Raw genomic sequence first — 21,176 nt, 5'->3', positions numbered from 1 at the left:
CGGATAGCATAAATGCGTCGCACGCTACGCAAAATAATAAATGACCAAGGCCACAACAAACCAGTAATAACCGCTGGCATAAAAATCATCAAGGTGGGCTTCTGCATACCCAAGATAATGATCAATCCAGAAATCCAGTAACTGATTAATACTGACCAACATACAGATAAAAAAACCTTGCTGCCAGCGGTGATACATTCTTAAACGCTTGTAAAAAACAGCACAGGTATAAGCAATGATGACATAAGTTAGGGAATGTTGACCTATTATGCCACCTTGCAATAAATCCACCATCAACCCTAAGAACCAAGCTAAACCGACTCCCACTCGAAATGGCAAAGCGATCACCCAATACAGTATGACCAGCAAAGCCCACTCTGGACGGAACCAAACAAATTGCTCAGGAAAAGGCACAGCTTCAAGCATTAAAGCGGTTAATAGCGTGATACAAAAAACAAAAATTGGCTTCATTCTCGCTCAGCCTCGGGTTTTTCAATCAGCATTACGTGGCGACTACGACCTAACTGAGCCAAAGGAACCACATCAACATCCGCATAAGCTTTTCCTTGGGTGTATTTTACACTTCGTACCACACCAACTGGGTAGCCACTAGGAAAACGCTTATCCAAACCCGACGTTGTCAAAATGTCGCCCTTTTTGATATCCACGGATCGAGGAACACTCATTAACTCCATACGCTTCAAATCCCCTGTTCCCCGCAAAATCCCCCTAAAACCAGTTCGAGATAATTGCACAGGAACAAAATGGCTCGCATCAGCAATCAGCAATACTCGACTACTGTATGCCGCCGTTTCAACGACCTGCCCAAGCACGCCAGTAGCATCTAAAACAGGCTGTCCCACATAAGCGCCAGAAGAAAAGCCTTTATCAATCATCAAGCGATGGCTGTAAGCATTCTGATCAAAACCAATCACTTCTGCCATGACGATTTTTTCATCAACACGTTGAGAGGCGTCCAATAATTCTCGCAATCGAACGTTTTCGGCCTGAAGCGAATCAAGACGTTGCTGACGACTACGCAATAACAATATTTCAGCTTGCAAAGACTGATTTTCCTTAACCAATCCTTCGCGGCTGGCAAGGTGCTCACCCGCCCAATTAAACATTTTTTGCGGCGTATTAACCACCACCTGAATCGGTGTTACAAGCAAGGTCAAATATGGCCTTACTTGCGAAAAAACAGAATAACGAACATCGGCGACAATCATTGCAGCAGACAAAAATACCAACACAAGAAAACGTGCACTGGATACCTTACCGCTAAAAAGAAGCGAATTGTTAATGGGACGCTCCTAACTTTTACTCGTTATCAACAGTAAACAATTCAGACGCATGCTTATCCATTAACTCTAAAGCCATACCACCACCACGAGCAACGCAAGTCAGTGGATCATCAGCAATAATAACAGGCAAACCTGTTTCTTCACTGATTAAGCGATCTATCTCACGCAACAAAGCGCCACCACCGGTAAGTACTAATCCCGTTTCGCCGATATCAGCAGCCAATTCTGGTGGAGATTGCTCAAGAACACCTTTAATAGCCTGAACAATTTGTGCCAGTGGCTCTTGTAATGCCTCTAGAATCTCTGTGCTACTGAGTACAAATGAACGAGGAATACCCTCAGCTAAATTACGACCACGCACATCGATCTGCAACTCTTCACCAGTATGGTAAGCCATACCAATCTCTGTCTTAATTCTTTCAGCCGTTGCATCACCGATTAAACTACCGTATTGACGACGAACGTAAGTCACAATCGCTTCATCAAAACGGTCACCACCAACACGAATAGATTCCGACGTCACGATACCGTTTAAAGATATGATCGCGATTTCTGTGGTACCGCCACCGATATCAATGACCATAGAACCAGACGCTTCAGCAACAGGAAGGCCGGCACCAATAGCCGCCGCCATTGGCTCTTCGATAATATACACTTCACGAGCACCTGCACCCAATGCTGATTCTTTGATCGCACGACGCTCAACTTGAGTCGACTTACATGGCACACAAACCAAAACGCGCGGACTCGGTTTTAGCCAGCTGTTCTCATGAACTTTCGCAATAAAGTACTGTAGCATTTTTTCAGTGACATGAAAGTCAGCAATAACGCCGTCTTTCATGGGTCGAATAGCCGTAATATTGCACTGGGGTACGACCCAACATACGCTTAGCATCTGTACCAACAGACGCCACTGTTTTCTGGTTTCCGTTGTGACGAATAGCGACAACAGATGGCTCATCAAGCACAATCCCGCGATCACGAACGTAAATAAGGGTATTTGCCGTTCCTAAGTCAATAGACAAATCACTTGAAAACATTCCCCTGATTTTCTTAAACATGAATTCTTACACCCTGATAATACGAAACGAACAGCGTCAAAATGTAACAATCACGGGACCATTGGGCAAGTTGATTCCGCGTAAATGTTGAAAAAGTTCCCCAGTATTTCGTTGTTTCCTAAAATTTTTTTGATAAATGAAAAATAAGCTAGATTTTTCACACTGTTAGCTTTATAGCCTTACAACTAAGGGATACAATAAAAGCCATTTACGATAATCAAAATATCAGGTGGAACATGTCCATAGACAAACAAGACGTGCAAAAGATTGCACACTTGGCTCGCCTCGCCCTTACTGAGGCAGACGCCGATCAATACCAACATTCTCTGTCTAGCGTTTTATCGCTTGTCGAGCAAATGCAATCTGTTAATACCGATGGTGTTGAACCGCTTTCCAACCCGCTTGAAATGACTCAAAGATTAAGAGAAGACGTAGTCACCGAGGAAAATCGTCGTGACGCATTCCTAGCGAACGCGCCGCAAGCCGAAGCAGGCCTTTTCCTCGTACCAAAAGTGATCGATTAAGAGAGATAAGCATGTTCGAACAAAGCATCGCGACATTAGCAAAAAAATTACGCAACAAAGACATTTCTAGCGTTGAATTGACCCGTCTTTTCTTAGCGCGCATAGCCAAGCTTGATCCACAACTAAACAGCTTCATCACCGTCAGCGAAGAACGCGCCCTAGAACAAGCAGCGACTGCTGATGCCCTACTTCAAAGCGGAAAAGGCACAAGCCTTACAGGCATTCCTGTTGCCCATAAAGATCTATTCTGCACCGAAGGCACATTAACGACGTGCGGCTCTAAAATGCTGCATAACTTTGTACCGCCATACGAATCAACAGTCACCAGTCGCATCCAACAAGCTGGCGCAGTTATGCTTGGCAAGACCAATATGGACGAGTTCGCTATGGGACTCTTCCAACGAAAACAGTTTTTACGGTGCGGTTAAAAAACCCTTGGAATTTAAACATGGTTCCTGGTGGTTCATCAGGCGGCTCCGCTGCCGCGGTTGCTGCTGGTTTAGCGGTTGCTGCGACAGGAACTGACACTGGCGGTTCAATCCGACAACCCGCTTCATTCTGCGGCATCACGGGCCTTAAACCGACCTATGGTAGAGTCTCGCGCTTTGGCATGATTGCCTATGCTTCAAGCCTAGACCAGGGTGGCCCAATGGCAAAAAGTGCCGAAGATTGCGCACACTTAATGCAAGCTATGGCAGGATTCGACGAAAAAGATTCGACATCGGCAGATAAACCAGCCGACGATTATTTAGCAAACCTAAATGCACCATTAACCGGCTTAAAAATTGGCTTACCAAAAGAGTACTTTGGCGATGGCTTAGACCCAAAGGTAGCCGATGTCATTATGTCAGCAGTCAAAGAGTTTGAAAAACTCGGCGCTACAGTGAAAGAGATTTCACTGCCAAATCTACAGTTGAGCATCCCGTCTTACTACGTGATCGCACCCTCTGAAGCGTCTTCCAACCTATCTCGTTTTGACGGCGTACGATTTGGTCATCGCTGCGACAATCCCAAAGACTTATTAGATATGTATATGCGTTCAAGAGCGGAAGGCTTTGGCACAGAAGTTCAGAAACGCATCATGATTGGTACTTACGCCCTATCTGAAGGCTACTACGACGCTTACTACCTTAAAGCGCAAAAAATTCGTCGCCTTATTAAAGAAGACTTTGTTAAAGCCCTTGAAGAAGTCGATGTGATCATGGGACCTGTCGCACCCACTACTGCATTTGGACTCGGCAGCAAAACCAATGACCCTGTTGCCATGTATTTAGAAGATATCTACACATTGTCGGTGAATCTTGCTGGTATTCCAGCCATGTCTGTTCCTGCTGGCTTTGCTGATGGCATGCCGGTTGGCCTGCAAATCATGGGCAACTACTTTGCCGAAGCCAAGCTACTCAACGTAGCGCATCAGTATCAACAACACACTGACTGGCACTTACAAACACCCAACATGGCAAAAGGAGCATAACAATGAATTGGGAAGTCGTTATAGGCCTTGAGATTCATACTCAGCTCTCTACAAAATCAAAATTATTCTCTGGTGCAGCAGTAGGATTTGGCGCGGAGCCAAACACACAAACAACCCTTGTTGACCTAGGTATGCCAGGTGCGTTGCCGGTGTTCAATAAAGAAGCGCTACGCATGGCAGTTATGTTTGGCCACGCCATCAACGCAGAAATTGGTATGAAATCTGTTTTTGCTCGTAAAACTATTTCTACCCAGATCTACCAAAGGGCTACCAAACCAGCCAAATGGATCATCCCATTGTTGGAAAAGGCTATCTTGACGTTGTGCTAGATGATGGCACCACATCACGCATCGGCATTACTCGCGCCCATTTAGAAGAAGATGCTGGCAAATCCTTGCACGAAGACTTTCAGGGCATGACAGGTATCGATCTAAATCGCTCCAGCACGCCTTTGCTCGAAATCGTATCCGAACCAGACATTCGCTCAGCAAAAGAAGCCGTTGCTTATGTCAAGATGATTCACTCTATCGTCACCTATCTTGGTATTTGTGACGGCAACATGGCAGAAGGTTCTATGCGTTGTGACATCAACCTTTCTTTACGCCCTAAAGGCCAAAAAGAATATGGCACTCGCACCGAAATCAAAAACGTTAACTCGTTCCGCTTTATCGAAAAAGCCATTTACACTGAAATTGAACGCCAAGCCGATATCCTAGAAGACGGCGGTCGCATCATTCAGGAAACTCGCCTATACGATCCGGAAAAAAATGAAACGCGCAGTATGCGCTCCAAAGAAGACGCTAACGACTATCGCTACTTCCCATGCCCAGATTTACTGCCTGTGGTATTAACACAAGAATACGTTGACAACATCAAAGCTAGCCTACCCGAGCTACCAAATCAGAAAGCAGCACGCTTTCAAAGCGAGTACGCACTCAGCGAGTACGACGCCAACGTTCTATCCTCTTCTAGAGCCATGGCTAGCTACTTTGAAAATGCCAACCAAGCGGTTAATGATCCAAAACTAACCGCCAACTGGGTAATGGGCGAACTAAGCAAGCTACTTAACCAAGAACAGATTGACATTGAAAACGCCCCCGTAGATTCAAAGGCATTTGGCGAACTGTTGGTTCGTGTAAAAGACAACACAATCAACGGCAAAACAGCCAAAGACGTACTGCAAGCCATGTGGGATGGCGAAGGCTCTGCCGATGAGATCATCGACAAAAAAGGCCTGAAACAAGTTACCGACACAGGCGCAATTGAAGCTATGATCCAAACTATTTTAGACGCCAATGCTGCTCAAGTTGAGCAATATCGAGCCGCTGACGAAGACAAGCAGAAAAAGATGATTGGCTTCTTTGTTGGACAAGTTATGAAGGCATCACAAGGCAAAGCAAATCCCGGCTTAGTTAACCCAATCCTAGCAAAAATGCTGAAAGGCTAACCACTAAGACGTTTGTCACACAACAACCCCCAGTAATTGCATCATTCAATAAATGGGGGTTGTCTTTTAATCGATTCACAAAGCATCACCGCTATAAATCAGAAACAATCCTGTCTCGACCTTGCCTTTTAGCCTCATAGAGATTCGCGTCAGCCACCCGAACATACTCCTCCAAAAAACCAGAGCCTCGTACACAAACCCCAACACTACAAGTCAGAGCGATTTTCGCTTCCGTAAACTCCTTAGATCTAAGACTCTCTAAAAAACGATTCAATCTAGCCATTAACTCGCCGGCATCAATTTCGGTCATCAAACAAAACTCTTCACCACCGAAACGGCAGGCCAGCATATCAGGAAAAGCACTCGCGATTTCAAGACCCATAAACTTTAACAAGTCATCACCAACGATATGCCCGTATGTATCATTAACCGCTTTAAAGTGGTCTATATCCATCATAACCAACGAAACAGGGCTTGAGGCGTTCCGAATAAGCTGCTCTCCCTGCTCAAACAAATAACGCCGGTTTTTAAGTTTTGTTAATGGATCGACATTCGCTAGATTACGTATGGTTTCCAGCATTTCTTGCGCTTCTAAACTACGCACAATACGACAATGAAACTCTTCATGAAAAAAAGGCTTTTTGAGAAAATCATTGGCTCCAGCTTTGATAAATTTAGCTGACAATGTGTTATCGCCTTCAGCAGATAAACCAATAATAACTAAATCTTGAAAACGAGAGTTGTACCTCAGCATGCGAACCAAATCATAACCATTCACCAATGGCATATTATGATCGGTAATCAACATCCGAATACTCGGATCTCCTTCTAATTTGGCAAGTGCCTCTTGACCATTTTCAACCTCAATAACATTAAAACGATATTGCTGAAGAAGGCTATTAATAAAACGACGGCTAGTCGCAGAATCGTCTGCTACCAAGACCTTAGTACCCTGATTTTTACTGAGTCGCTCCACTACCTTGATAACGTGCCCAAAAGAATAACGACTATCCTTGGTGACGTAATCCAACACCCCTTTATTTAGTAACCGCAACCGCAAGCTATCATCAAAAGTGCCTGTCAACACAATGCAAGGCACTTTGCTCGCTAAAATAAGATCAACAATCTCACCGTTTTGGGCATCTGGCAAATTAAGATCAACGATGGCAGCAAAATACGTGTCCTCTACCCCCGTAAAGTTTTCCTGCGCTTCTTTATAGCAAGCGCATAACACTGGCGTAAAAAGAGGGTTTTGGGACAACAAATGATGCAATACTTTTGACACCATAAGGCTATCTTCGACTACTAGTATTTTCTTTTCTGCCATCATCTGCAAAACTCTACCTTAAAAAACAATATCTGTACGCGCCCAAGTGTATTTTTTATTATCCTCTATGACCCAAGATTGCGATACTCTAAAATAGTTAATCAAAGTGTTGTTTTGTAAATATTATGCAAAGCAAACACGAAGAATTGCGACTAAAATCAACGCTACAATAAGAGTATCAACTATGCAATGTCGACCAAGTTGTGGCGCTTGCTGCACGGCACCCTCGATCTCCTCTCCAATTCCCGGCATGCCAAACGGGAAAGCGGCTGGGGAAACTTGCGTGCAACTTTTGGACGACTATCGATGTGCCATTTTTGGCGATCCACTAAGACCCAAAGTATGTTCAGATTTTCAAGCAGAAGAATACACTTGTGGCAACAACAGAACAGAGGCACTCCATATTTTGTCGAATTTGGAAGACGACACAAAACCAATACACAGCCATTTATTTAAAAGGAAAGACAAATGACATTAGCAAAACAACTCCTCCCTATTATTTGCGCCAGCCTACTATTGAGCGCTTGCTCTACTGGCTCAAATAAGTCATTTGTTCTTGTCCCTCCAAGCGAGTCACAAATAGAAGACAGCATTAAAAACCAAGTCTCACTCACACTTAACGCCTTCACCCCCGTTGCCGGCCAAGCACTGCCAAATGAAACCGTTCTTGATGCTTACCAATCACGCGATTATGAACCAGTGTGGATTAAAGATGAAAAAATCAATATGTCTATCTATAAGCTTGTCGACGTACTTGAGCAATCCCATACCCATGGGTTAAACCCTATTCATTATCACTCAGATATCATTAAAGAATATTTAGCACTAAAACAACCCAGTTCCCAACAACTGGCGGAAATGGACGTTATCGCGACGATTGCATTAACAAGCTACGCTCATGACCTAAGTAATGGCCGCTATGAGCCTCAACTTATCGATCCAAATTGGCAGCTAGACGCCCCCAACAATAATTGGAAAGAGCTCTTATATCTCGACTCTGCAACCGACATGGTAAATGCCCTGCCATTATTTGCTCCACGCAGCCCGCAATACCAAGTACTACAAAAATGGCTCGTGTATTACCAAGAGCTGGCCGCCAAAGAAAAAGATATATTAGTGAGTGCGGGAGTGCCTTTATCAGCTGGCGACACAGGACCCCGAGTTGCACAGCTAAGGGCACGCTTAGTTCAACTCGGCGATATACGCTTCTCTACACGCAAGGTAAATGAAGAGCAATTTGACTCATCCTTAAAAGAAGCATTGATACGTTTTCAACAACGCCACCATATTACTGCGGACGGTGCCGCTGGATCAAAAACCATTGAAATGCTTAACATCCCATTAAAATCTAGAGCAAAGCAAATTGCCTACAATCTAGAAAGATGGCGCTGGCTACCAAGCGAATTAGAAGCAAATCGCATCTGGGTTGACTTAACCAACTACACGGTAGACATGCACTTAAACGGTGAACTCACTTCCATGAAAGCCGTCATTGGCAAGCCTGACCGTAAAACCCCCGTGTTCAAGGGGTTAATGACTTATATGGTCACCAACCCGACGTGGCGTGTTCCCCATCGCATTGCCAGAGAAAATCTACTACCTAAACTTCAGGCGGACCCAAATTATCTTATAAAACATCGCTATAAAGTGTATTCAAGCTGGAGTATCGGTGCAAAAGAGCTGGACTCCACCAAAATAAACTGGAAAGAGATTAGTGAAGACAAACTTGCTTTTCGCTTTGAACAAGAACCTGACGAGGGGAACGCGCTAGGCCAGTTTAAATTCATGTTTCCCAATAAAAATGAAATATACTTGCACGATACACCAGCGAAACATCTATTCCGTGAAGCGGAGCGGGCTTTTAGTTCAGGATGCGTTCGACTAGAAAAGCCTATGGCGTTTGCTGAAGCAATCACCAAAGGCAACAAACAGTTTAATGAAATGAACAACGCACTAAAAACAGGCAGCAACACGGTTATCAGTTTACCTAACTACATTCCGGTTTATTTGGTGTATTTTACCGTTGTGCCAAACGCAAATGGCATGCTGGAATTTCGTAATGACATCTACGCAAGAGACAACCTAATGGAAGAAGCCATGGGATACTCTCCGATCGACCCTAGAGACTCCATCTAATGCAATAAACCCCATGAACCTACTGTGAGGTTATGGGGTTTATTAAGACTTAAAATTGCACGCGTGTTTACGCGTCACTATCTAACCATAATACAAACGGTCACTTCTTCACGATCGTGATAAAGGTGTTTTACCTGATAATGGTAACCCACCCCCGCTTTTTTCAACATCGCCTCAATGGTTTGTAAACACAGCGAGACTTCTTGATATCGCTTTTTCATTGGCAGTTTTAAATTAAAAATCGCACGCCTTGTCCAGCCATTGGCCAACCACTTGGCCATCAGTTCAGCCACCTTCATAGGACGCTCAACCATATCACACACTAACCAATCAACCGTGTAAGGGGGTTCAAACTTAAACCCATCAGCCTTCTCATGCTGCACCAAGCCAGTAGACATGAGTTCTTTTTGCATAGGACCATTATCAATGGCAATTACATGAATGCCTTTTTTAACAAACTGATACGTCCAGCCTCCAGGGGCAGCCCCTAAATCAACCGCCGTCATTCCTTCCGTTAAATCTGCCTCAAGAGTGCGTTCTGGGACAAATTGTAAAAAAGCTTCTTCTAGCTTTAGAGTTGAGCGACTTGGAATCCGCTGCGGGAAAGCGCAAGCGACGAATGCCCATGGGAAACTCACTACGGCACGCAGCATAAGACACGCCCAAGTATGCGGATTCTCCATCAAGCATAAACACATGGTGACGCACACCAATCGCTTTGTTACGCAAAACGCCCGATTTTTTCCAGCCTTCCCGTAGGGGTTTTTCGAGTTTTTTAATCAAATTCGATAACGCTTTCGCATCATTAGTATCGGCGGTTTCTATCCAAATATCTTCAGCCAATGGCAACTCACGAGCCGCTTCAAGCAAAGACTCAACTCGACCACCCTGCTCCAATGCAATAACATCATTAACCGCAACAATCTGGCGTGCAAATATGAGACGATTAAAATCCAGCTGCTGAATTAATAGCTCTCCTGCATCCGTCTGATCAAAGTTATACACAACATAACCAGCATCCGGAACAACCTTCGCATAGCCGTAAAACCCTTTGCTACTTGCAATCTCAGACAACTCTGCCGCACAATCTTTTTCGAAACCTTGACGGCAATAAACCAAAACATTTTTCATTACAATTCCTTCTCAAGTAGGCATCATTCCTACCGAGTTATATTAATGACTTTCTAGAGGGCCATTTTACAACAGACTCAGCCAATTGGGCCGTAACAAAAGCAGATAATTCAGGTGAAAAATATGACCCAAATTTAGGCAAGCTAACATAACGCACTTCCTCTCCCTGCCAATCAAACTGCAAAGAATAAGCATGTAAATACCCCCTATCCGCTTCTTCTCCACCATACCTAAGATCTCCTAGAATAGGTGATCCGAGACTCTTTAGCGCCACGCGAATCTGATGGGTTTTGCCAGTCAAAGGCCTGACAAGAAATACTCTATTCCCTTGAAAAGAAAGAGAAAAAACTGCGTAATCGCCAAATTCTCCCTAGAGTTAGTTAATTTCCATTGCCCTCTTCTACTGGGCACCATACCACCCACAATAGTACCTTGTTTTTTCTTTGGCTTTTTTGCAGACAACGCCAAGTAACGTTTTTCCATCTCATGATTTTCAAACATTTTACCAAACGTGGCGGCAGCTTTAGCATTACAAGCAACAATCAATAATCCAGATGTCATTTTGTCTAAACGGTGCACAGGATAAAAAGAGCACTCAGGGAAGGAGCTGGCCAAAAACTGCATAACCCCAACAGCTTCAGATTCTGCATGAAAACTCATACCCGCAGGCTTTTCAATGACCCAGTAGTCATCACTACGAAACAATACTTCGAGCAAAACGGCCTCATCACGAATAAATAAAGGAAAAATAGATTAGCCAACAAGTTTATCCACAGAGAAAGTGGACAACTCATATGTCAACAAAAAGAAGCGATTATATTTTAGTTTTGATAATTAGAAAGCGCAGAAAGCCTATTTCGACCACTACGCTTAGCTTCGTATAGGCCTTTATCAGCTTGAGCTAATATCTCTTCATAACGAGAAACGCTGGACTCTATTGGCGCCAAACCAATGCTGATAGTGACTGGGATAACAATGCCATGCTCAGTCTCGATCAACATATCTTCGACTGACTGCCTCATATTCTCCATGATCCGCTCAGCCGCACTCAAGGTAGTGTTGGGCAATATGACAATAAATTCTTCACCGCCATAACGACCAATCTTATCTTGGGGGCGAATCACTGACGCCATCAGTGTAGATACCTTGGACAGCACCAGATCACCTGCCTCATGACCAAAAGTATCGTTAATTTTTTTAAAGTGGTCTAAATCCACAATTGCAAACACACAGGATTCTCTATTGATTACCGAGTCTGCAAAAATATTGACTGCATCGGCCAATACCTTCCTTCGATTAGACAGCCCCGTTAACTCATCTTTTTCGGCTAAAATACGCAAGTGTCGATTCACCGACTTAAGCCTGTTCATGACCAGATGGATCACCATGGCAAAATTAAAAGATACGGCAATAAACACCAATACAATCACTATATTTTGATCAATACTAGTAAGATAAATACCCCTTGTGTCTAATAGTTCACAAACTAAAAACAAAAGAGTAGATACACAGACAATCCAATATTTGATTGAGCGCTGATCAGAGCGAAAAACCACAAAAGAATAAGCAATAACATTCACAAAAAGCCAATGAAGACCGCTATCTGTGCCAAAGTAAAACAGACTAAGAATGCCAATCTGTACAATCTTAATAATCGGCATTATTACTTGCGCGCGATAGAAATACCCTCTGTAGTTATAACGCAAACCAATTAAGCCTAAGAGCAATCCAGCAAAACAAAAATCGCAACAGCAGGCAAGCATCGTGATGTAAAGACAACCAGCATAAGCACTGAGCTAATGCAGAACATCATGTAAGAAAAATTCACCACATGCTTTTGATTAAGATCGTTACCAAACTCATCTTCAAAACCGAGATTCAAAAGCTTTTCTATGATTTTTTTATTGAAGAAAACACTATACCCCGCACTTACATTCCGTATTATGAGCAATTAGACTCAACCAGAGTATTTGCAACTTTGTGTTCGCAAAAAACAACTAGACTTACAAAAGGTTTCAACTGTCAAAAGACTAAAACTCGTATTCTACAGAATAGCCTTTCTTTTTCCTATTCATTTGAGCAAATAAACATCACTCTAAATAATTAGCATTCTTATAAAACAGTCTAAGACAAACACCTGAAACTTTCGTATTCTACGCCACAATATTTGCCAGCCCCATTGGCATGAATATTGATTAGCATAAAGCCAGTATATCTGTTTCAGACAGCAAACATTAACTAATCGGTCAAATAAGTAAAAAATAAACATGATGCGCACCACAATAGAGCAGACAACATCCAAAAAAGTGCATTCTTTCATCTATGTAACCATGAATAATAAGGTGCCGAAACATTGAAAACACACAACTCGGTATCACGCCTTGAGCTTGCGAACATTACCAAGCAATACCCAGGCTGCCTTGCCAACGACAATATAAGCCTGACTCTGATGCCAGGAGAAATCCATGCTTTACTTGGAGAAAACGGCGCAGGAAAAAGCACCCTGGTGAAAACCATTTATGGTGTGGTCGCACCAGATAAAGGCGACATTATTTGGGATGGTAGAGAAGTCAGCATCAAATCCCCTTCTATCGCTAGAGACCTAGGCATTGGCATGGTATTTCAGCATTTTTCGCTGTTTGAAACGCTGACCGTCAGCCAAAACATTGAAGCTCTGTCTAAGCAAAGCTCAATTGAATAACATTGGCGATTTGGCGGATAGGATCAAAAAACTATCAGCAGAATATGGTTTAAACGTTGATCCAAGTCGCTATATACATTCTCTTTCTATTGGCGAAAGACAAAGAGTGGAAATTATGCGTTGTCTTGTACAGTCGGTGAAACTACTGATATTAGATGAACCGACTTCAGTACTAACACCACAGGAAGTATCTGGACTGTTCGACGTCTTACGCACCCTTTCAAAAGAAGGCTGTAGCATTCTATTTATCAGCCATAAATTGCATGAAGTCACTGAAATTTGCCATAAAGCCACTATTCTCCGTGGCGGAAAAGTAGTGGATACCTGTATCCCTAATGAAGAAACGCCTGCCACCATTGCCAAAATGATGGTGGGCGAGCTGGCCGAACAAGAAGCGGGATACGTCAAAAGAGAAGGGACAAACATTGTATTCAGCATCACCAATTTGTCTCTGCCATCCAAACACCCTTTCGGCACAACGCTAAAAGACATCAATCTTACGTTAAAAGCTGGTGAAATATTAGGCATTGCTGGAGTAGCGGGTAACGGACAAGACGAACTCATGGCCATAATTAGTGGCGAGGACGCTCGCAATGTCAAACAGGCTATTTCACTGAATAACCTCGACATTGGTCATTTGCATGCCGGCGAAAGGCGAAAACTGGGCATGGCTTACGTCCCTGAAGAACGTTTAGGTCGGGGAGCAGTGCCAGATATGAGCCTAACAGAGAACACCCTTTTAACACACAGCGACGGCTTTATTAAAAACGGACTTGTACAGTGGCAAAGCATCAAAAATTACACTCAGACGCTTATCACCAAATACAAAGTGAAATGCCATGGTGAGTTTTCTGAAGCGAAAAGCTTAAGTGGCGGCAATCTACAAAAATTTATTATGGGTCGCGAAATTGGTCAAAACCCAAAAGTATTGATTTGTGCCCACCCAACGTGGGGAGTTGATGTGGGCGCCGCGCTCGCCATTCATCAAGCATTACTCGAGCTTCGAGATCAAGGGGCCGCCATTTTGCTCATCTCAGAAGACATAGACGAGCTGTTTTTATTGGCTGACAGAATGGCCGCCGTTTGCAACGGACATTTATCCCCCTTAGTGAAAACAGAACACACCAACATAGACCAAATAGGTCAATGGATGGCAGGAACTTTTATCAATAACACATCGGTGTGTGCACAAGAACAAGAGGCTAAGGCATGATCCGCATTCAAGCTCGCACTGAGCCAAGCTCATTAATGAAAGTAGCCTCTCCGCTACTGGCTATTTTGTTAACCTTGATTTTTGGCGGCATTCTATTTTCTGCTATTGGTAAATCTCCCTCACAAGCATTACACGTGCTACTGATCGCGCCATTAGCAGACAGTTATAACATTGGCGAAATGTTCGTAAAAATGAGCCTCTTCTGCTTTGTGCAGTAGGATTATCCCTATGTTATCGCGCAAACATGTGGAATATTGGTGCAGAAGGACAATTATTGGCGGGGGCATTAGGCGGTTCCGCCATGGCCATTTACTTCATCGACTCGGATTCGGCATTGGCTTTGCCCATTACCCTACTGGCAGGCATTGCTTCCGGAATGATTTGGGCCGCCGTTCCTACCTTTTTAAAGCTGCGCTTTAATTCAAATCTCATATTAACCACCATTATGTTCAACTACATCGCGCTGTATTTATTAATTTGGGCGGTGCATGGACCATTAAGAGATCCCCAGGGGTTTGGCTTTCCAGAATCCGCCATGTTTACCGATGCCACTTTACTGCCCACGCTGTTTGAAAATAGCCGCATCCACCTTGGTATTGTTTTTGCCATTCTGTCTGGCATCATCGGATGGTTTATCTTGAGTAAAACTCACCTAGGCTTTCAAATACGCGTCTTTGGTGCCGATGAACCCGCGGCAAGATACGCCGGTTTTAATAGTAAAAAATTAAGCTGGTTCGTCATGCTATTTGCGGCTTCATTGGCTGGCCTAGCAGGGGTCAGCGAAACCATAGGCCCCATCGGACAGCTGGTACCGAATGTGTCCCCAGGCTACGGTTATTCCGCCATTATTGTCGCGTATTTGGGTAGGCTCCACCCGCTGGGGGCTATCATTGCCGCTGTTTTTATGGCCGTTATTTACATGGGTGGCGATCTGGCTCAAATCGAAATGGGCATTCCTGTTGCCGTGGTCAGTATGTTTCAAGGGGTGTTACTTTTCTTCCTCTTGGCCTGTGACTTTTTCATCAATAACCGTCTCAGCTTTTCAAATCAAGCGACAAACTAGGAGCACATCTTGGATTCAGATCTTATCGTACAAATCTTATTTGCCGCTGTTAAAACAGGCACGCCACTGCTCTTTATTGCCCTTGGCGAAGTCATTTGCGAGAAATCAGGAATATTAAACCTTGGTCAAGAAGGCATGATGTTAATGGGCGCTGTAGTTGGCTTTTTGGCCGCCTACTCTACTGGAAACATGGGATTTGGTGTTCTTGCCGCGATAATAATGGGCAGCACCATGAGCCTGATTTTCGCCGTATTAGTCTTGCAGCTTGGTGCTAATCAAGTCGCCACTGGACTGGCCTTAACGATTTTTGGTACGGGCCTAAGTGCTTTTGTGGGGGCTGGCTTTGTCGGTCAAACCATTCAAGGTTTCCCCCCCATCGCCATCCCATTATTGTCCGACATACCTTACATAGGACGCATTCTTTTTAACCATGATATTTTAGTGTATTTTTCTTTTGGCATGACCGCAGTGTTGTTTTACGTGGTCAATAAAACCCGCATTGGCTTAACGCTCAAAGCCGTAGGGGAGAATCCTAACGCGGCAAACGCGATTGGCATACCGGTACTTAAAGTACGCTATTTAGCCATCATGTTTGGCGGCGCCATGGCGGGGATTTCAGGGGCTTACATGTCGCTTGTTTATACCCCTATGTGGGTAGAGAACATGACCGCTGGGCGAGGATGGATTGCCCTGGCACTGGTTGTTTTTGCCTCATGGCGAATTGGACGAATCATGCTAGGAGCCTATCTATTTGGTTTGGCGAGCATTATGCATCTGGTATTACAAGGCATGGGATGGTCTATTTCTCCCAACTTACTGGCCATGTTGCCTTATGTGGCGACCGTCGTTGTCATGGTGATTATTAGTGCCGACCATTTCAAAGAAAAATTGCTAGCGCCTCGTTCATTGGGCAAACCCTTTGACCCAAGAAACATGGCTTAACCAACACAATTAACGATTACTTCACTATTGAAGACAATAAAGCCTTAGGGCATAAAAGGAGCGAAAAATGAAACTGAAAAGTTTGCTGGTTAGTTTGGGGCTTTTAGCGGGGGCAGCTGCAGTTCAAGCAGAAGAGCCATTAAAAGTTGGTTTCATCTATGTTGGCCCAGTTGGCGATTTAGGTTGGAGCTACGAGCATGACATGGGCCGTAAAGGCTTAGAAGAGTATTTTGGTGATAAAATCAAAACCACTTTTGTTGAAAACGTGCCAGAAGGTGCCGATGCAGAACGTGTTATTACTCAGTTAGCAAAAGCGGGAAATGATCTTATTTTCACAACCTCTTTTGGCTTTATGAACCCAACAGTGAAAGTTGCAAAACGCTTTCCAAATGTGAAATTTGAACACGCAACAGGCTATAAACTAGACAAAAACTTAGGTACTTATGTATTGCGTACCTATGAAGGTCGTTATATCTCTGGTGTAGCGGCAGGAATGATGACCAAAACCAATACCATTGGCTATATTGGTTCTTTCCCAATCCCAGAAGTTATCCGTGACATCAATGCGGCTTACATGGGAGCAAAGAGCGTTAACCCTGATGTAAAAATGAAAATTGTCTGGGCGAACACTTGGTATGACCCAGGTAAGGAAACCGATGCCGCAAATGCACTGATGGACCAAGGTGTTGACGTCATGCTGCAACACACAGACAGCCCAGCTCCGCTCATTGCTGCAGAGAAACGTGGTCTACGCGCTATTGGACAAGCTTCGGACCAAAGTAAATTTGCGCCTAATGCGCACATTTTCTCTGTTCGTGACAACTGGACACCTTACTACATCAAAGAAGTTCAGGCCGTTATGGATGGCACTTGGAAATCTCAGGATTTCTGGGGTGGATTCCATGATGATATGCTAACATTAGCTTCTATTAACCCAAATCTACCAACTGAAGTACGAGCCAAAATTGATGCCACTCACGATGCCATCAAATCCGGTGCATTCAAACCCTTCACTGGACCAATCAAAGACAACAAAGGCAATATCGCCGTACCAGCTGACCACTCATTAACCGATGTAGAACTTGCTCAGGTTAACTGGTACGTGGAAGGCATTACCGACGAAATCCCACGTTAATACGTTTGTAGTAATTTTTTATATACGGCCAGCTCTGCTGGCTGTATATTCCCCTGTTTTTTTAAGCCACACTCACACAACACTGCCAGCCATTCTTTTTCATCTTCGCTTTTATCGCTATATTTAAGAATTCAAGGCACAGCAACGAAAGGGAAACCTATGGAAACACTGATCGAACTATCAAAGAAAATGCCTAAAACGGAACTTCACTTACACATAGAAGGAACCTTTGAGCCAGAGCAGATGTTTGCCATTGCACAACGAAACCAGGTTGAACTGAAATACCATACCGTTGAAGCATTAAAAGCGGCCTATCAATTCACTAACTTGCAAGATTTTTTAGATTTGTATTACCAAGGCATGTCAGTACTGCTTCATGAAGCGGATTTTTACGACCTAACCATGGCATACCTTAGCAAGGTCCACAGCGAAAACGTCGTGCATGTGGAAATCTTTTTTGACCCTCAAGGACACCTTTCTCGTGGCGTCCCTTTTGATACGCAAATCAACGGCATTTATAGCGCCCTCAAAGACGCAGAAACAAAATGGGGCATGACATTTAAACTCATCATGTCTTTTCTCAGACATTTAAGCGAAGAAAGTGCTTTTGAAACCCTTGAACTCGCCAAACCCTTCCTACATTTAATTGACGGTGTAGGCTTAGACAGTTCTGAAGTGGGTCACCCACCAGAGAAATTCTTGCGTGTTTTTGAAGCCTGCAAAAACCTTGGCCTAAAAGTCACCGCCCATGCGGGAGAAGAAGGTCCGCCAGAGTACGTATGGCAAGCAATCGATCAAATCGATGTCGATAGAATTGATCATGGCAATAGAGCACTGGAAGACGACCAACTTATTGAAGAAATCAAAAAGCGCGGCCTAACATTAACGGTATGCCCTTTATCCAATTTAAAGCTTTGTGTTGTTAATGACATGAAAGACCACCCAATTAAAACCATGTTAAAACGTGGTCTGAACGCCACAGTCAACTCAGACGACCCTGCGTATTTTGGTGGCTATATGGCCGATAACTACGCGTCATTAATTACTCATACAGGCATTAGCAAAGAGGAATTATTCCAATTGGCGCAAAATGGTATAACAGGGAGTTGGATGGAGAACAATTTAAAAGAAAAACACCTAGCGCAGTTACGTACACTGTTCGCCTAACATTTTATCCGCCACATTGACTAAAGATAGATTGAATGGATCACTCCTTTTCGTCAATGTGGTAATATTTCGTTTTTTACGACTGAATTGAGACCATCCCATGTCAAACCCAATCCCTCTTGATGATACTTTTTATCGTTTGCCCAGCAGTGAACGCTATGAGCATGTTATAAAACTCGTAAAAAAAGGCTCGTCTGTATGGACACTCGCTGACACTGAAGGCTGCTTGATCATTGATCTTGGCAGCGATAAAGTATTACCCATTTGGCCAACGGAAGCCTTAGCAGTGGCTTGGGGCGAAAAAGATTATACTGGGTTCAATAGTCTAGAAATCAATGCCGTGGATTGGGCCGAAAAATGGCTGCCAGGCATGCAAGGCGATGGTTTTTCAGTAGGTATTGCACCAAATTTTGCGGGTGAATGCATTGTTGCTTCCGCGGAAGAACATGCAGCCGATTTAATCCGTTAACTTTACGCTTTAATCTAAGATAAACACGCCGTGAATTTTCAATTAAAAAGTCTTCCATGCGAAGACAGAAAATTAAAAATGCGTCGAAATAAGCTAACACACTTTGCCATGTGTGTTAGCTTATTTGCTGTTTTTCTTATTTATTTTGGTCCGCTTTTCTCTCAAATAAGCAATGCTATTGCACCCCAATCAAGCATGATGCCGATGGGGGGCGTGTCAATGAACATGCACGCCTCAGGGCACGACCATGCCCAAATGCTTTTAGAGCAAAGCAAAGACAAGCAAGTAGCAACTGTCTCTGCCCACATCAGTCATCATGGACATCACAATCATGGTGAAAGCGCAAACCTTCTAGAGGCTTGTGGTTACTGTTCCCTACTATTTCATTTAAACTGGATAGATGCCAAAACCTTTGAGCCTCATCCCGCTAATACAAGAACGTTACCTAAATAGGGTAACGACGCCTATTTCGCACAAATATAATGTGCCCTTCACTTCCATTCTCCCCAGAGCACCACCAACCATTTCGGTCTAACTCTCAACACTATATCGAAAAAATGACACTGCCAATTCAGGTTCGCCATAGAACCAGCAAAATTATGCATGTCTTTAATAATAATGGAAAAGTGAGCGTTTCGCTCAGAGGCGTTGTTTTTCCCTTTTCCACCAAACGAGAAATAAATAATGTCAATAAAAACCAATAGCAAGACGTCCGAGTCTTCTTCAAACGCAATGTTGCTATTAATTACACGATTGCACTTCTATATTGGTCTGTTCGTCGGCCCCTTTATCTTTGTCGCCGCCCTTACAGGGACGATTTATGTGATTACCCCGCAAATAGAAAACGCCCTCTATAAAGATGTATTAACCACACAAAATATAGGAGAAAGCCAACCGCTTTCCTTACAAATCGCGGCCGCAAAATCGTCTCTGCAAAGTGATTTGACGTTGTTTGCTGTTCGCCCTGCACCAGAACTTGGCGATACGACGCGTATCATGTTTTTAGATGAAACAGCACAACATTCCGGTGCTAGAGCGGTGTTTATCGATCCAATCACACTCGAGGTCAAAGGTAATCTGCCTGTCTATGGAACCAGCGGCGTTTTACCACTTAGAACCACAATAGATTTTATGCATCGTCAACTGCTTTTAGGCGAAGTTGGACGCTATTACAGTGAATTAGCCGCTTCTTGGCTATGGATCGCTGCACTTGGTGGCGTATTTTTATGGTACAAAGGCGGTAAGAAAAATAAGGCCGAATTGGCCAACAAAACAGCGCATCTTCGGAAACGTAGACGCCATTATCAACTAGGTTTGTTGCTTTTTGCCGGTTTAGTCTTTGTCTCCATTACTGGATTAACTTGGTCTAAATGGGCTGGAGACAATATCAGCACATTGCGCAATAGCATTGGCTGGGTCACACCGTCAGTCTCACAAGACCTCACAACCATAGATCACAATATGATGATGTCTGACGAACATGCCGATCACCTAAATCATTCAAGTCACCATAATATGCCGGCAAAGAAACCAGCAGCAGAAAAATTTGAAGATGTTGATGCTCTGTTTGATGGGGTTTTGAAAGTAGCAAGAGACGCTGGAATCGACGCGAATAAGCTCGAAATAAGGCCCTCCTCAACCAAAGATAAAGCTTGGCGGGTGAGTGAAATAGACCGCTCTTGGCCAACCCAAGTTGACAGTGTCGCGGTAGATGCCAGCACCATGACCGTCACCAGTCGTGCTGACTTTGCCACCTTCCCTGTGGTTGCAAAGTTAATTCGCTGGGGGATTGATGCACACATGGGCATTCTGTTTGGCATTACCAACCAGATCATTTTGGCATTTTTTGGACTCTCTTTGTGCCTTATGATTATTTGGGGCTATAAAATGTGGTGGCTACGTCGCCCACAGGCAGGCTCTTCAGCCAAGCCACTGCGACAAGCATGGAAGAAACTCTCCGGCACGCAAAAAACCATCACGCTGCTGATTGCCATTATTTTAGGTGTTAGCATGCCCGTAATGGGCATTAGTTTGCTTGTCTTTTTAATCATCGACGCTCTTCGCTGGAAATATCAACAGTAA

General features: G+C 43.8%; 17 protein-coding genes and 5 pseudogenes. 13 read left to right on the top strand and 9 right to left on the bottom strand.

Annotated features, from left to right (window positions below; translation table 11 throughout):
- Window positions 1–24: 24 nt before the first annotated feature.
- The 3 genes and pseudogenes from mreD to ONZ52_RS04625 all read right to left on the bottom strand — a co-directional run bounded on the left by mreD (window position 25) and on the right by ONZ52_RS04625 (window position 2,365).
- Window positions 25–471: a rod shape-determining protein MreD gene (gene mreD / locus ONZ52_RS04635; RefSeq protein WP_265217548.1), complete on the bottom strand. Its 447-nt coding sequence runs from the start codon at window positions 469–471 to the stop codon at window positions 25–27.
- The gene (gene mreC, locus ONZ52_RS04630) at window positions 468–1,253 is read right to left on the bottom strand and encodes a rod shape-determining protein MreC (RefSeq protein ID WP_265217547.1); all 786 of its coding nucleotides are present in this window, start codon (window positions 1,251–1,253) and stop codon (window positions 468–470) included. Before mreC ends, mreD begins: the two co-directional genes overlap by 4 nt.
- 67 nt (window positions 1,254–1,320) lie before the next feature.
- Window positions 1,321–2,365 (bottom strand): annotated as a pseudogene (locus tag ONZ52_RS04625) (rod shape-determining protein).
- Between the two features lie 236 nt (window positions 2,366–2,601).
- Between ONZ52_RS04625 and gatC the strand changes: the two are divergent.
- From gatC to gatB, 3 genes and pseudogenes are all read left to right on the top strand, one after another.
- Window positions 2,602–2,889, top strand: coding sequence for an Asp-tRNA(Asn)/Glu-tRNA(Gln) amidotransferase subunit GatC (gene gatC, locus ONZ52_RS04620; protein WP_111606051.1), 288 nt, complete (start codon window positions 2,602–2,604; stop codon window positions 2,887–2,889).
- Between the two features lie 11 nt (window positions 2,890–2,900).
- Window positions 2,901–4,363, top strand: a pseudogene (gene gatA / locus ONZ52_RS04615) (Asp-tRNA(Asn)/Glu-tRNA(Gln) amidotransferase subunit GatA).
- A gap of 2 nt (window positions 4,364–4,365) precedes the next feature.
- A pseudogene (gene gatB, locus ONZ52_RS04610) lies at window positions 4,366–5,810 on the top strand (Asp-tRNA(Asn)/Glu-tRNA(Gln) amidotransferase subunit GatB).
- Between the two features lie 91 nt (window positions 5,811–5,901).
- Here gatB and ONZ52_RS04605 read toward each other — a convergent pair.
- On the bottom strand, window positions 5,902–7,140 hold the full coding sequence (locus ONZ52_RS04605; RefSeq protein ID WP_265217546.1) for a diguanylate cyclase: 1,239 nt from the start codon (window positions 7,138–7,140) through the stop codon (window positions 5,902–5,904).
- Between the two features lie 181 nt (window positions 7,141–7,321).
- On the opposite strand from ONZ52_RS04605, the gene ONZ52_RS04600 reads away from it, so the two are divergent.
- Entirely contained in the window at window positions 7,322–7,609 is a 288-nt protein-coding gene (locus tag ONZ52_RS04600) for a YkgJ family cysteine cluster protein (RefSeq protein ID WP_265217545.1), read from the top strand.
- Window positions 7,606–9,273 (top strand): L,D-transpeptidase family protein, encoded by a 1,668-nt coding sequence (locus tag ONZ52_RS04595; protein ID WP_265217544.1) that lies wholly within the window; start codon window positions 7,606–7,608, stop codon window positions 9,271–9,273. Before ONZ52_RS04600 ends, ONZ52_RS04595 begins: the two co-directional genes overlap by 4 nt.
- A gap of 77 nt (window positions 9,274–9,350) precedes the next feature.
- Here ONZ52_RS04595 and rlmM (ONZ52_RS04590) read toward each other — a convergent pair whose 3' ends face one another.
- The 5 genes from rlmM (ONZ52_RS04590) to ONZ52_RS04570 all read right to left on the bottom strand — a co-directional run bounded on the left by rlmM (ONZ52_RS04590) (window position 9,351) and on the right by ONZ52_RS04570 (window position 12,286).
- A complete protein-coding gene (gene rlmM, locus ONZ52_RS04590) occupies window positions 9,351–9,911 on the bottom strand; it encodes a 23S rRNA (cytidine(2498)-2'-O)-methyltransferase RlmM (protein WP_265217777.1) in 561 nt (186 codons plus the stop codon).
- Window positions 9,799–10,404 carry a 23S rRNA (cytidine(2498)-2'-O)-methyltransferase RlmM gene (gene rlmM / locus ONZ52_RS04585; RefSeq protein ID WP_265217543.1) on the bottom strand — a complete coding sequence of 202 codons (606 nt, stop codon included), beginning with the start codon at window positions 10,402–10,404 and terminating at the stop codon, window positions 9,799–9,801. Before rlmM (ONZ52_RS04585) ends, rlmM (ONZ52_RS04590) begins: the two co-directional genes overlap by 113 nt.
- Before the next feature lie 297 nt (window positions 10,405–10,701).
- Entirely contained in the window at window positions 10,702–11,121 is a 420-nt protein-coding gene (locus ONZ52_RS24590) for a pseudouridine synthase (RefSeq protein WP_321160255.1), read from the bottom strand.
- Between the two features lie 104 nt (window positions 11,122–11,225).
- Window positions 11,226–12,065, bottom strand: coding sequence for a GGDEF domain-containing protein (locus ONZ52_RS04575; RefSeq protein ID WP_265217542.1), 840 nt, complete (start codon window positions 12,063–12,065; stop codon window positions 11,226–11,228).
- A gap of 56 nt (window positions 12,066–12,121) precedes the next feature.
- Window positions 12,122–12,286, bottom strand: coding sequence for a hypothetical protein (locus ONZ52_RS04570; protein WP_265217541.1), 165 nt, complete (start codon window positions 12,284–12,286; stop codon window positions 12,122–12,124).
- A gap of 471 nt (window positions 12,287–12,757) precedes the next feature.
- Between ONZ52_RS04570 and ONZ52_RS04565 the strand changes: the two are divergent.
- From ONZ52_RS04565 to ONZ52_RS04530, 8 genes and pseudogenes are all read left to right on the top strand, one after another.
- Window positions 12,758–14,318, top strand: a pseudogene (locus tag ONZ52_RS04565) (ABC transporter ATP-binding protein).
- Window positions 14,315–15,381 (top strand): annotated as a pseudogene (locus ONZ52_RS04560) (ABC transporter permease). The pseudogenes ONZ52_RS04565 and ONZ52_RS04560 overlap by 4 nt, the downstream one beginning before the upstream one ends.
- A 9-nt stretch (window positions 15,382–15,390) precedes the next feature.
- Window positions 15,391–16,323: an ABC transporter permease gene (locus ONZ52_RS04555; protein ID WP_265217540.1), complete on the top strand. Its 933-nt coding sequence runs from the start codon at window positions 15,391–15,393 to the stop codon at window positions 16,321–16,323.
- A 67-nt stretch (window positions 16,324–16,390) separates the two neighbouring features.
- Window positions 16,391–17,458 (top strand): BMP family ABC transporter substrate-binding protein, encoded by a 1,068-nt coding sequence (locus ONZ52_RS04550; protein ID WP_265217539.1) that lies wholly within the window; start codon window positions 16,391–16,393, stop codon window positions 17,456–17,458.
- A 159-nt stretch (window positions 17,459–17,617) separates the two neighbouring features.
- Window positions 17,618–18,625 (top strand): adenosine deaminase, encoded by a 1,008-nt coding sequence (locus ONZ52_RS04545; protein ID WP_265217538.1) that lies wholly within the window; start codon window positions 17,618–17,620, stop codon window positions 18,623–18,625.
- A 100-nt stretch (window positions 18,626–18,725) separates the two neighbouring features.
- Entirely contained in the window at window positions 18,726–19,094 is a 369-nt protein-coding gene (locus ONZ52_RS04540) for a DUF2750 domain-containing protein (RefSeq protein ID WP_265217537.1), read from the top strand.
- A 78-nt stretch (window positions 19,095–19,172) separates the two neighbouring features.
- Window positions 19,173–19,547: a DUF2946 domain-containing protein gene (locus tag ONZ52_RS04535; RefSeq protein WP_265217536.1), complete on the top strand. Its 375-nt coding sequence runs from the start codon at window positions 19,173–19,175 to the stop codon at window positions 19,545–19,547.
- Between the two features lie 231 nt (window positions 19,548–19,778).
- Window positions 19,779–21,176: a PepSY-associated TM helix domain-containing protein gene (locus ONZ52_RS04530; RefSeq protein ID WP_265217535.1), complete on the top strand. Its 1,398-nt coding sequence runs from the start codon at window positions 19,779–19,781 to the stop codon at window positions 21,174–21,176.

Source organism: Marinomonas rhodophyticola (assembly GCF_026113935.1).
GTDB lineage: Bacteria > Pseudomonadota > Gammaproteobacteria > Pseudomonadales > Marinomonadaceae > Marinomonas > Marinomonas rhodophyticola.
The sequence above is the reverse complement of the archived record's forward strand: the minus strand, read 5'-3'. Positions and strand labels throughout refer to the sequence as shown.

Bases quoted from the DNA above. Each gene is read 5' to 3' on its own strand.
- ONZ52_RS04575 (WP_265217542.1), bottom strand. From the start codon at position 12,065: ATGCCGATTATTAAGATTGTACAGATTGGCATTCTTAGTCTGTTTTAC.
- ONZ52_RS04545 (WP_265217538.1), top strand. From the start codon at position 17,618: ATGGAAACACTGATCGAACTATCAAAGAAAATGCCTAAAACGGAACTT.
- ONZ52_RS04550 (WP_265217539.1), top strand. From the start codon at position 16,391: ATGAAACTGAAAAGTTTGCTGGTTAGTTTGGGGCTTTTAGCGGGGGCA.
- mreD (WP_265217548.1), bottom strand. From the start codon at position 471: ATGAAGCCAATTTTTGTTTTTTGTATCACGCTATTAACCGCTTTAATG.
- ONZ52_RS04600 (WP_265217545.1), top strand. From the start codon at position 7,322: ATGCAATGTCGACCAAGTTGTGGCGCTTGCTGCACGGCACCCTCGATC.
- ONZ52_RS04540 (WP_265217537.1), top strand. From the start codon at position 18,726: ATGTCAAACCCAATCCCTCTTGATGATACTTTTTATCGTTTGCCCAGC.
- ONZ52_RS04535 (WP_265217536.1), top strand. From the start codon at position 19,173: ATGCGTCGAAATAAGCTAACACACTTTGCCATGTGTGTTAGCTTATTT.
- rlmM (WP_265217543.1), bottom strand. From the start codon at position 10,404: ATGAAAAATGTTTTGGTTTATTGCCGTCAAGGTTTCGAAAAAGATTGT.
- ONZ52_RS04530 (WP_265217535.1), top strand. From the start codon at position 19,779: ATGTCAATAAAAACCAATAGCAAGACGTCCGAGTCTTCTTCAAACGCA.
- gatC (WP_111606051.1), top strand. From the start codon at position 2,602: ATGTCCATAGACAAACAAGACGTGCAAAAGATTGCACACTTGGCTCGC.
- ONZ52_RS04605 (WP_265217546.1), bottom strand. From the start codon at position 7,140: ATGATGGCAGAAAAGAAAATACTAGTAGTCGAAGATAGCCTTATGGTG.
- ONZ52_RS04595 (WP_265217544.1), top strand. From the start codon at position 7,606: ATGACATTAGCAAAACAACTCCTCCCTATTATTTGCGCCAGCCTACTA.